Source organism: Streptococcus cristatus ATCC 51100 (assembly GCF_011612585.1).
GTDB classification, from domain to species: domain Bacteria; phylum Bacillota; class Bacilli; order Lactobacillales; family Streptococcaceae; genus Streptococcus; species Streptococcus cristatus_H.
The window spans coordinates 201,184-213,558 of record NZ_CP050133.1 but is presented as its reverse complement, the minus strand read 5'-3'; the positions used below and the strand labels follow the sequence as shown (position 1 = coordinate 213,558).

Below are 12,375 nucleotides of genomic sequence, written 5' to 3'. Positions count from 1 at the left end.
ATTAGTCCTCCTTTCCTTTTTGAGTCTCATAAATTTCTCGGTAGACATCATTTGTAGCAACCAAGTCTGCGTGTCTACCTTGGCCAATCAAGCGTCCTTGATCTAGCACCAAAATCTTGTCCGCATGAACCACGGAGCTAATCTTCTGGGCAATGATGATGGTCGTTGTTCCCTTCAAATCCTTGTTCAGCGCCTCTTGGACCAGCTTTTCGGACTTGGCATCCAGCGCTGAAGTCGAGTCATCTAGGATAAGAATATTAGGGTTGCTGACGACACCACGCGCGATGGACATTCTCTGCTTTTGTCCGCCAGAGAAATTATTTCCCCGTTCTTCGACCTGGCTGTTGTAGGTATCTTCCATGCGATTGATAAACTCGCTTGCCTGAGCAATTCGCGCCGCCTGTTCTAATTCTGGCAGGCTAGCATTTTGCTTTCCTTGACGCAGATTGTCCGCAATCGTCCCCTTAAATAAAATAGCTTTTTGCAGAACGATAGAGACATTTTTTCTCAACGAAGCTTCACTAATGTCTCGCAAGTCCTTGCCACCAATTTTGATGGAGCCTTCCTGAGGATCAAAAAGGCGTGGAATGAGCTGAGCCAGAGTTGATTTTCCTGCTCCTGTCGCTCCGACAACACCAATCATCTCTCCTGGTTTGACTTCAAAGCTAATATCCTTGAGCATGGGCTCTGTATCTGTCGGATAGGTAAAGGTCACATGGTCAAAGACCAGACTACCTTCCAGATCTTCTTCAACTTCATGCTTGAAGGTCATCGCTGGCTCTGTATCCAAGACCTCCTTGATCCGCCGAATCGATACCATGGCACGCGTAACGGTATTGCCCAAAAAGCCAACCATGATGATGGTAAACATGATTTGATTCAAATAAGAAATGAAAGAAACAATCGAGTTAACCAAGCCTGGATCCATCTGTATCATGCTAGACAAGAGCCACATGGTCAGATAGACAGCCCCATAGCCGACGATCATCATCATTGGTTGAACGATCGAAAAGGCATAGCCAATAAAGAGATTTTGCTCCAAAAGTTCATCTGAAACTTGCGTAAATTTCTGATACTGCTCTCTCTCCTGCACGAAAGATTTGACGACACGGACGCCACGCAGATTTTCTTTGGCAATCGCATTGATCTTTTCTAAGAGAACTTGGAATTTAGCAAAGCGTGGACCCATTAAGCCCATCATCACTCCTGTCAAAAAGAAGACCAAAAAGACCATCAAGACAATCACCCACCACAAGGAAGGAATGGTCACCACCGCCAAAATAAAGGAACCTAAAAATAGAATAGGCAGGCGAAATAAAATCTGAAATATCATCATGACCAAATTTTGTACTTGGTTGATGTCATTGGTCATGCGGACGACTAGATTCCCTGCATTGAACTGTTCAATATTGGCATAAGAGAAAGTCTGGATTTTCCGAAAGGTTTTTTCCCGTAAATCTGACGACACACCTTGCGCAATATAGGCTGCCAGGGTCACATTTGCCCCGCCAGCAAGTAAGCCGACTAGACCAAAGCCCAGTAACCAAGCCCCCAAACGATAGATTTCTTCCCGATTTCCTGACAAAAGAGCATTCAAGACATCTTTGAGATACAGGGGCTGCAACAGCGAGCTAGCTAGCATCAGCGATGTCATCAGAAGAGATAGAAAGATAAATAATTTATAGGCTGATAAAGCTTTTCTGAACATAATTCCTCCTCGTAGATTTTTAACTTTGTTTAGCTTCCTTACTATATCATAGATAAAAACAATGTCAAGTAAGAAATTTCAGTTATTATATGGTACAATATAATAAATAACTCTAAAATTGATTGAGTCCTTTTGTAGGCCTCGTACAAGGAGAAAAGATGGATAAACAACGAATTGCTGTGGTTGGTCCTGGTTCGTGGGGAACGGCTCTGTCGCAAGTCCTCAATGATAATGGCCATGAAGTCCGGATTTGGGGCAATATTGCAGAGCAGATTGACGAGATCAATAATCAGCATACAAACAAACGCTATTTCAAAGATGTTGTTCTAAGCGAGGAAATTAAGGCTTATCATGACTTAAAAGATGCTCTAGAAAACGTTGATGCTGTGCTTTTTGTCGTGCCGACCAAGGTGACCCGTCTGGTAGCCAAACAGGTTGCGCAAACCTTGGATCACAAGGTGAAAATCATGCATGCATCTAAGGGACTGGAACCTAACAGCCACCAACGGATTTCGACTATTCTGGAAGAGGAAATCCCTGCTGACTTGCGCAGCGAGATTGTCGTTGTTTCAGGACCTAGCCACGCTGAAGAAACTATCGTCCGCGATATTACCCTGATTACCGCAGCATCTAAGGATCTTGAAACCGCTAAATATGTGCAGGAACTCTTCAGCAACCACTATTTTCGCCTCTACACCAATACCGATGTCGTCGGCGTAGAAACAGCAGGTGCTCTGAAAAATATCATCGCAGTTGGAGCCGGAGCTCTCCACGGACTGGGCTATGGTGACAATGCCAAAGCTGCCATCATCACACGCGGTCTGGCTGAAATTACCCGACTGGGTGTCAAACTGGGAGCCAACCCTCTGACTTACAGCGGTCTTTCTGGTGTCGGCGACTTGATTGTCACAGGAACTTCTGTCCACTCTCGCAACTGGCGGGCTGGAGATGCGCTGGGGCGTGGCGAAAAATTGGCTGATATTGAAGCTAATATGGGCATGGTTATCGAAGGAATCTCTACGACCAAGGCTGCCTACGAACTGGCTCAGGAGCTCGGTGTCTATATGCCTATCACTCAGGCCATCTACAAGGTTATCTATGACGGCCATGATATCAAAGATGCCATTCATGATATGATGAGCAATGAATTCAAAGCTGAAAATGAGTGGTCTTAATTTACAGTATTTTTTATAAAGGAGAAATTTATGTCAAAAGTCAGAAAAGCAGTCATCCCTGCAGCCGGTCTCGGAACTCGCTTCTTGCCAGCCACTAAGGCACTGGCCAAAGAAATGCTGCCAATCGTTGACAAACCAACTATTCAGTTTATCGTCGAAGAAGCTCTCAAATCTGGAATCAAAGACATTCTGGTTGTCACAGGGAAGTCAAAACGCTCCATCGAGGACCACTTTGACTCCAACTTTGAACTAGAATACAACCTCAAGGAAAAGGGCAAGAACGACTTGCTCAAGTTGGTGGATGAGACCACTGGTATTGGCTTGCATTTCATCCGTCAGAGTCACCCACGTGGACTCGGGGACGCCGTACTTCAAGCCAAGGCCTTCGTCGGAAATGAACCTTTTGTGGTCATGCTAGGTGATGATTTGATGGACATTACCAATGACAAGGCAGTGCCACTCACCAAACAACTCATGGATGACTACGCAGCAACCCACGCGTCTACAATTGCAGTTATGCAGGTTCCTCACGAAGAAGTCTCTGCTTATGGCGTTATTGCACCGCAAGGCGAAGGCGTCAATGGCCTCTACAGCGTTGAAAAATTTGTTGAAAAACCAGCACCAGAGGATGCGCCAAGTGATTTGGCGATTATCGGACGCTACCTGCTAACACCAGAAATTTTTGAAATCTTGGAGAAACAAACTCCTGGTGCGGGCAATGAAATTCAACTGACTGATGCCATCGATACCCTCAACAAAACTCAGCGCGTCTTTGCCCGTGAATTCAAAGGCGACCGCTATGATGTCGGCGACAAGTTTGGCTTCATGAAAACTTCTATCGATTATGCCCTCAAACACCCTCAAGTCAAAGACGATTTGAAACAATACATTATCGATTTAGGCAAAAAATTAGATAAGAAAACGAAAAAATAATAGAAGCGCTCAAGTAATAGATTAGCTGATGCAATAGCTTTTAACACTATACAGAAAAACACCTAGATTTACTAGGTGTTTTTCACTTGTTGTTTTGATTGGGAAATCATTTGGTATTAACAAAAGTTTCCACATTCTTGAAATTTTTGCCATTATCAGAATTGGCCGCATATCCAAAGCGGTTATTTGGATTGCCTTCTGCATTCGCAACTGTTATTTGTGGAGCCTGACTTGGTGCTTGAGGAGTCTGGTTTTGTACTTGAGGCACTTCAGTACGAACAGATGGTTGTCCAAAAACTTGCACATTTGCTTTAGCTGCATAGCCAAAGCGATTGTTTGGATTGCCTTCTGCATTGGCAGGAATATCATGTGTTGGAGGAGCCGCAGTATAATCTGGTGCTGGAATGATAGTTTTATTTGCATCATCCGTAATTTGTGGTTTTTGTGGTGGCTTCGGAGTATCCGGTTTTTCAGGTGTTGATGGATCTTGTTTATCGTCTGGTTGTGAAGCACGATAAGGATCAGACTTACGTCCAGCAGCTTCTAAACGTTTTTCCATCATCTTTTCATAGTCCTTGAAGTGTTGGAAAAGTCGATCTGACATTTCAAGAGAATCTTTAGTTACTTTACCTTCAGCGGCCTTCGCAGCATCTGGTTGATCTTTCAGCGAATAGTTCTCAATATCTTTTTTCTCTTGATCAGCGATAAATTGTTTTTCCATCATCTTCCAATGGTCTTGAACACTCTTACCAAAGATATCTTGATTCTTGATAGCCATTTGGTCAATGTGCCATACTGTCCAGTACCATGAGTTTGGATCATAAGTAGCTGTCTGTGGCTTGAAGGCCTTGTAAGTATCCTGAACGTTACCGTAGAAAGGCACGTATGGTGTATTGCGTGATGGTCCCAAACCGAGCCAAACTTTACCACCGAAAGATTTTGGCAGTTTCGGATCAATTTGGTAGACATGAGCATCGATAACATTCTCATTACCTAAAGCGTATTTGTACTGATCTTTCCGAACAGCATCATTAGCCCCATCATCACCTTGTTTCTTAACGCCAATTTGATCATCCGGTACGAAACGGCCATTCAAATGTTCAAAGCGGTTCCGTTGCAAAGCAAAGGCATCTTCAAGAGTGAATTTCTTGTTTGGATCTGTTGGAGAGCGGAAAAGCTCGTACTCCTCATCTTCGTAAGTAATTTTAGATTTTGGATCAAGAAGTGTGATTCCTGCATACGTACGAGAACGGTCGCCTTCTGCATATTTTTCTGGTCCGTATGATTTAGCAATGTGGAAATTGCCATCTTTATCTGTCTTGTAGTTTCCTGCTTCTTTGGCTACTTTCTCTACATCTTCAGAAGCAATAACATTTTCTTTGTCCTTCAAATCTACATGGCCAAGATAATAAGTATTAGCAAATACTGCGTACTTATCTTCAGGCACTTTCACGGCTACGTATTGGTGACCAGACAAGATTTCCATGTACCAAGTCTCTTTTTGATCGGCAACAACCACTGTATTCCCTTCAGCAGAGCCCTTTTCTTGAATGACTTTTCCAAGCAACTCGATTGCTTCACGAGCTGTTTTGGCACGAGGCAAAATCACATCTAACATAGCAGCTTCGGCCAAGCCATCTGCTTTCAGAGGATCTTTTTCAAGAACCTTTTTATTTGGAATTGCTGTGACTGTGGACGACATAGAAACACCCGCTTCATTAAAGCCATGTTCTCCAAAAGCGCCGTTACTACCATCACCACGCGCAGAATCATAGGTTGCAGTATATTTCATTTCGCTGGATGCACGTGGATAGGTGAAACCGTTGGACTCATCCACAATCTGGTCGCCTTCCTTATATTTTTTGGCTTCCACAACAACATAGTTTTTGTTGTGCTTGCCACCATTCGGGTAGTAAGGATAGTCTTCTGTACGACCAAAAAGTGTTGATCCATCCTTGGTCAAATGCCGACCAATAATGAAGCCACAGCAGGCTTGCACAGCTTGGATAGGTAAGAGCATGATTGCCATTAATGAAATAGCAATTTTAAAGATTGTCTTCTTCATTATGAACTCCTTTTTATTTTTAGGGAATACCCCTGATGTTTATAGTTCTAGTATAGTCCTTTTTAGATCTTTTTGCAAGCGCTTACAAAAATGTTTTTTTATACCTTTTACAGATAGAAAATAGAGAAAACATACATTAATGAAAAAGTAGAGATAGAAATATTACTAGTTTATTCCTGATTTATCCATATTATGCCACTTTAAAGTAAAATTCCTTGCTTTATAAAAATCATATTTATAAAAAGAATACCGCTTTTTAAAGCGGTAATTGGGGTTCATTTCTTAAAAAATTGGTCGTTGAAAAGTCAGAAAAATCAGAATAGCTGCTAATCCAAAGTAGACTGCCAGTGCTAAAAAACGTTGAGACTTGCTAAAAGCGTAGCGCTCTCCCGAAACCGGTAAGATCACAGCCCCTAAAGCTCCGCCAACTAGACCGCCCAAGTGGCCTGCAAGACTAATTCCCGGTAAAAAACTCATGACCAGATTGACAGCCAGCAGGCTCATATAGGACTGACCCAGCTGCTGCAGATAATAGTTTCGCGTAGCAAAACGAAGCACAACAACGGAAGCAAAAAGGCCGAAAAGAGCAGTAGACGCCCCGGCTGCCAGGCTATTGGGTGAAAAATAGACCACAAATAAATTCCCCATCACGCCTGACATTAGGTAGAGTATCAAAAATTTCCAAGAGCCAAAGATAGCCTCAATCTGTCGACCAAGAAAGTAGAGCGTCAGCATATTGACCACAAAATGCTCCAAACCAATATGGATAAAAATAGCAGCAAAAACCCGCCAAAACTGCTCCGGCATCGCTTGAATAGTATAACCGTGCACGGCTCCAAAATGATACAAGGCTTCGGAACTGCTGTATTGAAAACTGTAAGAAAGAAACATCAAGGCAAAAACAAGGCTCGTTAGGATAAGCAGGATACTTGTCACAGGATAGTCTCTATCAAAGATTTGTTTCATAAATGAGTAACTCCTTTACTGCGACATCATGTTGGGCTGGTGTAAATTCTGCCTGTTGGACTGCATAAATAGTGCTGATGGATGCTCCTTCATAATCAGCCAGATAGCGGTCATAGTAGCCGCCTCCGTAACCAATCCGAAAGCCTTGAGAATTAAAGACCACACCCGGCACATGAATCAGATCAATCTCCGTCTTCTCCACAGCCTCTTCACTTATTGGCTCCAGCAGACCAAAAGAGCTTTTTTGTAGGCGACTTTCATCATAGTCCACAAATATCATCCGACCCTGGCCATAGGTTTTGGGCACTAAAACCCGCTTGCCGTCCAACTGAGCCTGCTCGATAAAGGATGCAGTTGAGACTTCATGCGGCATAGAAAGATAAGTAGCGATGACCTGAGCTTCTTGATAAGCTGCTGAACTGAGCAAGTGCTGGGTCAGCCAGCTATCTGCCTGCTCTTTTTCTTTTCCCGACAGTTTTTTCATTTGCTTTAGTACAGTTTGTCTCAGCTCTTTTTTCATGCAGGTCGTCCACCTTTTTCTTATCTTTCGTTGATTTTATAATCTAGGAATTTCCAAATCTTTTCAATAGCAAAGGGCAGTGCTGCCTCATCCGGTGTCATCTTTGGATGATGGAGGGCATAGGGACTGTCCACTCCCAGCCAGAACATGACGCCCTTGACCTTGCTGAGCAGATAGCCAAAATCCTCGCCTGTCATAGCCGGCGCAATATCAATCAGTTGAACTCCTTCTTCCTTCTGAAAAAAGTCCATCAATTCGTCTGCTAGACCATGATGGTTTTCTACAGGTAGGTAACCACCTTGTTTAAGCTCCAAGTCCAATTCCAGACCGAAACTTTGAGCTATGCCCTCTGCTATTTCCCGCAAGCGCTTCTGAGTCAAGAGGTTCATCTCCTGAGTCAGAGTCCGAATGGTACCATGCAGAAAGGCTGTTTCTGCGATGACATTGTTGGTCGTGCCAGCATGGAGCGAACCAAAGGTCACAACTGTCCCCTCGATAGGATCGACATTGCGGCTGACAATGGTCTGCACCTGGGTGATAAAGTAGCTAGCTGCCACCAAAGCATCATTGGCCTCATGAGGAAAAGCCGCATGGCCTCCCTTCCCCTTAAAGGTCAGCTTGACTTCACAGGTGCCAGCAAAAAGAGTTCCTCTATTAGTGGCAATATCGCCAACTTTGAGATCTGGCCGCACATGGAGGCCGTAAAACTCATCTGGCAGCCAGTCGCCAAACGCACCGTCTTCGTACATAAGCATACCGCCAGCTTCATTTTCCTCAGCAGGCTGAAAGAGAAAGAGCAGATTATGGGTAGGCTGAGCGCTCACAGCTTGTTCCAGCAGGCCTAGAGCGACCGTCATGTGCATATCGTGTCCACAGGCATGCATCCGACCTTCATGAGTGCTGGCAAAGTCCAGTCCTGTATCCTCCACAATCGGAAGACCATCAATATCTGTCCGCCAGCCAATCGTCTTATCCGGTGAACTTCCTTTGATAAAGACCAAAATACCCGTCCGCCAAGTCCGAATTTCCACAAAGTCTAGGCCAGCTGTCAGGCCATCAATGACCTGCATCAGGTAGGCATGAGTCTTGTATTCTTCCAGACCGATTTCTGGTATCTGGTGTAAATCACGGCGAATGTTCAGATAATCAAGCATTTTTCTTTCCTTTAAAATCTTGTCAGACCAGTCAGAGCGTTGGGCCGCACCCAATCAATTCAAATTTATGCTATTTTTAAAGAGTACGCAGAGCGTCTTCCAGAGCTGTCTTCTGCTGGGTCTTCTCGTCAATGGTCTTGATAACTCGTGCTGGAACGCCAGCAACTACTACGTTTTCCGGAACATCCTGGGTCACAATCGCACCAGCCGCAACAACGGAACCACTGCCAATTTGTACACCTTCAATCACAACCGCATTGGCACCAATCAGCACGTTATCTCCGACCCGAACTGGCTCAGCACTAGCAGGCTCAATGACTCCCGCCAGAACTGCACCAGCACCGACGTGGCTGTTTTTGCCGACAATCGCTCGGCCGCCCAAAATAGCACCCATATCAATCATGGTACCAGCACCGATTTCTGCACCGATATTGATAACCGCCCCCATCATGATGACAGCATTATCACCAATTTCAACTTGGTCGCGAATAATAGCGCCCGGCTCAATGCGGGCATTGATGTCACGCTTATCCAAAAGCGGCACTGCAGAGTTGCGGGCATCCTGCTCTACGACATAGGTCTTATTTTCCTCTAAGTTCACTAGGAGTGGCTTGATTTCCTCCCAATCCCCAAAAAGAACATTGCCTAACTTCACAACAGACCAAGGAATCGAACCGTGCAATTCTCCATCAAAGGTCACCTTGACCGGAGTTTTTTTCTTGGCATCAGCGATAAATTTGATAATTTCTTGAGCGTTCATTTTCGTAGCAGACATGGTGTCACCTCTTTGTTCTTTCTATTCTTTGTTGGGAGAGGATAGTCCCTCTCCTATCTCTTTTATTTCTCTATTATAACACAATTCAGCTATGCAGTTGTGACTTTATTAGCAGCTAGTAGCTATTTAGACTCTTGAACTTTATTCAGATGAAATTGGCCTTCCTTATCTCTTTTTCCCATTCTTCTATCCCTGTCTATGTTAAGAAAAAATTCCGTGCTCTCAGTCTAGGCTCTCAGACCGTACTTGTCATCATACTGGTGAGGCGGTAAGTTCCATTCACTTCGTCAAAATACAAAGAAACTGACATCTTTTCCTTAGTTGGATAGCTCATACTAAAAAAATCAACTTGCTTTTTAAGCGTTTTATGAGCATAAATACTCTTAGGCATCCCCAGTTCTTCTATGGCTTGCTTGACTTCCATTCCTTCTCGCTTACTTTGAGGAATAAGCGACCGATAATCATCAACTGTCTTCGTAATCGATTCCCCAGCATTCTGGAAGAAAGTGGCTGATACTGTAGAAAGCTCCATTCCCCCTCCAGCATTCCTAAGGTGCATATCAACAACTCCTTTTCTTCCTACCAAATTGTAGGAAAGTGTCATCAATTTACTGCCCTTCACGCTATTATCCTCACTCCCAGAACTGGCTTTTCCATACTTCTTAACGATATCCTCTGGAGACACATTAGGTTGGTTCATGGTTTTAATCAACTCGAATATCTCTTCGAATGGAAAATCTACCTCTCGATTATCTTCAATAAAAGGTGAACTACTCTCCGTCAGGATCTCTATCTTATTTTCTGATTCTGTCGGAACAGTATGAACAGACGATATAGCTGATTGATTTCCTTCTGACTTAAAAGTTGGTCGCATATACATCATCAAGAAGCTAATCAGTCCCACTAGACCTGCGGCAATCACTAAGAGTGAGGCATAACGAGATAGCACAGACTTTGCTAAAAGCTGGCCATTAGGTTTGCCTGTTGACTCTGTTCGCCGCTTTTCTCTCCTTGCTTCTTCCTTTGTCTGTTCGAGGGTAGCTCCTCCCCTTTCCCGCTGATTCCTGACCGACGAAGTGTTTCTAGCTTTAAACTTGGATTTGTGCTCCCGCCTCAATGCTTCTAAATTTCTATCTTTCACCTTTTCACCTATCAACTAAATACTTGATTGCTCATTCCCTTTCTACAAACGGTTAATTCTCCTGCTAGGCAAGCGCTACTGAGCACCTGTATCTCCCGCTTCACTTCCCAAACCTGAGCTGTCTTTCAGTCGATAGCTCTGAGTGTCATCTTTTTCAAAAGAAAAACTAACCTCTTGACCATCCTCCAAACGATAAGAAATCGATAAAGTCGTATAGCTCAAGATTCCCCCATGCCAATCGAGGCGCTCTGGAAGTCCCAACTGACTGACAATCTCTTGATAGGTCTTTCCTTTCTCTATACCAGAAAGATCTTGACGAGTGAGCTGAGCATTTCGGTTAGGCAGTTGCGTACTACTGAGATGCGTACATTTTAGGGATTCCAACTTAAGAGTTTCAGAAGGACCAAGATAGCTTTTAAAAGAGAGGTTAACTTTCGCCTCTGTCCCTGCTTGTGAATAGTTTAAATCTATTGTCTTGATTAGGTCATCTTGGTTCGTTTCCCTACCGGATTCAGCTTTCCCTAACTTTGCAACCACCTCGTCGACCGTGGTCAGATTTGGAACCGATGAAGTGAAATCTGAGAACAAAGAAGTGACATCATCATAGCTAATATGAAACTGATACTCCTCTTTTTTAGCAATCCATTCTGGACGATTAGCAGATTTTAAATCTTGATCCTTTATATATGAGTCTAACATACGAGAAATAGCTGCAGCTTTTTCTTTATCTCTTGCCTTTTCCATCTCTAGCCATGTTTTTCCAGTCTCAGCCAAAAAAGTCAAAATCCCCAAACTAGAAAGTACCATCACCCATATCTTAGAAAAGAATCCTCGTTTTTTCTTCTTAAACTCTACTTTATCTACCTCTCTAGTAAGCTCATTAGAGGATATTCGCGGAGAAAGCTTTGTCTGCTTTGGTTCAGTTACAAAGCCTGACACCGGCTGGCTATCTTGATTTCCACGAAGGATTTGGTTTTGTTTTTTAGCTTTCAGTGATTCTAAGCTAGAAATGAGACGCTTCAGCTCTCTCTGCTTTAATTCCAACAAATTCTGTGACAGAAGCGACAGAGGCTCTTTTACCTGCTGAGCTCCTGCTAACTGCTCAGAAAACACCGGCTGGTCTTGAGGACTTGGTTTAGCCCCATAGCTGGTTTTGTCCTCTATTGAAGAGACGGCAGACGGCTCATTGCTTGAGCTCTCTATTGGAAAGGCCGCTTGTGATGGAGGCGAAACAGATGGACGAGCATGATTTTCTTTTGGTCCTCCCTGCACTTCTTTCAGTCCAGCAGATGGTTTGATATGTTTGTCTTCCTTGGTTTTCCATTTGGATAGAAAGGATGATTGGCTATTTGCTGGCTTTTTCGTTTGGGCCTTCTTGAATTTTGATTGATGTTTCTGCCTCAAAGCTTCCAGATTTCTCTTTCCCATAACTCCTCCTCATCTATTGACTCTTCTATCATTGAAAAGATGACTTTATTAACAGTTCACAATACCTCTTCGCTGAATGCTGCCATTCTATTTTCTATAACCATACCAGTCAAATAGCTACGCAAACTATCAGAATTTCTATCTTGTGTACTTAACTGTTTAAAGATAATAGCCTAGCGTGAAACTTGTCATGCTAATATAACTGTATTCCAGTATATCATATTTTGAACGGGCTTAGCTTGAAAGCACACAAGCAAAAAGGCACGAACTCTCGTCCGTGCCCACAAAACCAACTATATATGACCATTTTTATTTCACTTTTTCCACCAATAATAACTTCATCAGGACTCCTTTCCAATCTTTGTCCTCTGCTTTTCCAGAGCCATCAAAATAGCAGCAAGTTCAACTTTCTAGATAAAAGTCTATCACATTGCTACTGCATCTTCTCTGATTATAACATATAATCAGGGAAAGGAAAAACATTGCTAAATCGACAAGTAAGTGAAAAAC

The 12,375-nt window shown here is 43.4% G+C and carries 10 protein-coding genes; 2 read left to right on the top strand and 8 right to left on the bottom strand.

Going from position 1 to position 12,375, the window contains the following annotated elements:
- Nucleotide 1 precedes the first annotated feature (1 nt).
- Entirely contained in the window at nucleotides 2-1,708 is a 1,707-nt protein-coding gene (locus HBA50_RS01080) for an ABC transporter ATP-binding protein (protein WP_045500377.1), read from the bottom strand.
- Nucleotides 1,709-1,866: 158 nt separating this feature from the next.
- On the opposite strand from HBA50_RS01080, the gene HBA50_RS01075 reads away from it, so the two are divergent.
- Together HBA50_RS01075 and galU are read left to right on the top strand one after the other, a co-directional pair.
- Complete coding sequence (locus HBA50_RS01075; protein ID WP_045500375.1) at nucleotides 1,867-2,883, top strand: NAD(P)H-dependent glycerol-3-phosphate dehydrogenase; 1,017 nt, start codon at nucleotides 1,867-1,869, stop codon at nucleotides 2,881-2,883.
- A gap of 30 nt (nucleotides 2,884-2,913) precedes the next feature.
- Nucleotides 2,914-3,816: a UTP--glucose-1-phosphate uridylyltransferase GalU gene (gene galU / locus HBA50_RS01070; protein ID WP_015605882.1), complete on the top strand. Its 903-nt coding sequence runs from the start codon at nucleotides 2,914-2,916 to the stop codon at nucleotides 3,814-3,816.
- 106 nt (nucleotides 3,817-3,922) lie between these two features.
- On the opposite strand, the gene abpB is transcribed toward galU, so the two are convergent.
- The 7 genes from abpB to HBA50_RS01035 all read right to left on the bottom strand — a co-directional run bounded on the left by abpB (nucleotide 3,923) and on the right by HBA50_RS01035 (nucleotide 11,865).
- A complete protein-coding gene (abpB, locus tag HBA50_RS01065; RefSeq protein ID WP_045500372.1) occupies nucleotides 3,923-5,881 on the bottom strand; it encodes a C69 family dipeptidase AbpB in 1,959 nt (652 codons plus the stop codon).
- Between the two features lie 282 nt (nucleotides 5,882-6,163).
- On the bottom strand, nucleotides 6,164-6,847 hold the full coding sequence (locus tag HBA50_RS01060; protein ID WP_045500370.1) for a rhomboid family intramembrane serine protease: 684 nt from the start codon (nucleotides 6,845-6,847) through the stop codon (nucleotides 6,164-6,166).
- The gene (locus HBA50_RS01055; protein WP_045500367.1) at nucleotides 6,831-7,367 is read right to left on the bottom strand and encodes a 5-formyltetrahydrofolate cyclo-ligase; all 537 of its coding nucleotides are present in this window, start codon (nucleotides 7,365-7,367) and stop codon (nucleotides 6,831-6,833) included. Before HBA50_RS01055 ends, HBA50_RS01060 begins: the two co-directional genes overlap by 17 nt.
- Before the next feature lie 20 nt (nucleotides 7,368-7,387).
- On the bottom strand, nucleotides 7,388-8,521 hold the full coding sequence (locus HBA50_RS01050; protein WP_045500358.1) for an N-acetyldiaminopimelate deacetylase: 1,134 nt from the start codon (nucleotides 8,519-8,521) through the stop codon (nucleotides 7,388-7,390).
- Nucleotides 8,522-8,597: 76 nt separating this feature from the next.
- The gene (gene dapD, locus HBA50_RS01045; protein WP_002917803.1) at nucleotides 8,598-9,296 is read right to left on the bottom strand and encodes a 2,3,4,5-tetrahydropyridine-2,6-dicarboxylate N-acetyltransferase; all 699 of its coding nucleotides are present in this window, start codon (nucleotides 9,294-9,296) and stop codon (nucleotides 8,598-8,600) included.
- A gap of 235 nt (nucleotides 9,297-9,531) precedes the next feature.
- Nucleotides 9,532-10,437 (bottom strand): hypothetical protein, encoded by a 906-nt coding sequence (locus HBA50_RS01040; protein WP_235285279.1) that lies wholly within the window; start codon nucleotides 10,435-10,437, stop codon nucleotides 9,532-9,534.
- 75 nt (nucleotides 10,438-10,512) lie between these two features.
- Nucleotides 10,513-11,865, bottom strand: a complete 1,353-nt coding sequence (locus HBA50_RS01035; RefSeq protein ID WP_045500354.1) for a hypothetical protein — start codon at nucleotides 11,863-11,865, stop codon at nucleotides 10,513-10,515.
- Nucleotides 11,866-12,375: the final 510 nt, after the last annotated feature.

What these genes read in the sequence shown, in the direction of transcription:
- HBA50_RS01080 (WP_045500377.1), bottom strand. Translation starts at nt 1,708, where the DNA reads ATGTTCAGAAAAGCTTTATCAGCCTATAAATTATTTATCTTTCTATCT.
- HBA50_RS01075 (WP_045500375.1), top strand. Translation starts at nt 1,867, where the DNA reads ATGGATAAACAACGAATTGCTGTGGTTGGTCCTGGTTCGTGGGGAACG.
- galU (WP_015605882.1), top strand. Translation starts at nt 2,914, where the DNA reads ATGTCAAAAGTCAGAAAAGCAGTCATCCCTGCAGCCGGTCTCGGAACT.
- abpB (WP_045500372.1), bottom strand. Translation starts at nt 5,881, where the DNA reads ATGAAGAAGACAATCTTTAAAATTGCTATTTCATTAATGGCAATCATG.
- HBA50_RS01060 (WP_045500370.1), bottom strand. Translation starts at nt 6,847, where the DNA reads ATGAAACAAATCTTTGATAGAGACTATCCTGTGACAAGTATCCTGCTT.
- HBA50_RS01055 (WP_045500367.1), bottom strand. Translation starts at nt 7,367, where the DNA reads ATGAAAAAAGAGCTGAGACAAACTGTACTAAAGCAAATGAAAAAACTG.
- HBA50_RS01050 (WP_045500358.1), bottom strand. Translation starts at nt 8,521, where the DNA reads ATGCTTGATTATCTGAACATTCGCCGTGATTTACACCAGATACCAGAA.
- dapD (WP_002917803.1), bottom strand. Translation starts at nt 9,296, where the DNA reads ATGTCTGCTACGAAAATGAACGCTCAAGAAATTATCAAATTTATCGCT.
- HBA50_RS01035 (WP_045500354.1), bottom strand. Translation starts at nt 11,865, where the DNA reads ATGGGAAAGAGAAATCTGGAAGCTTTGAGGCAGAAACATCAATCAAAA.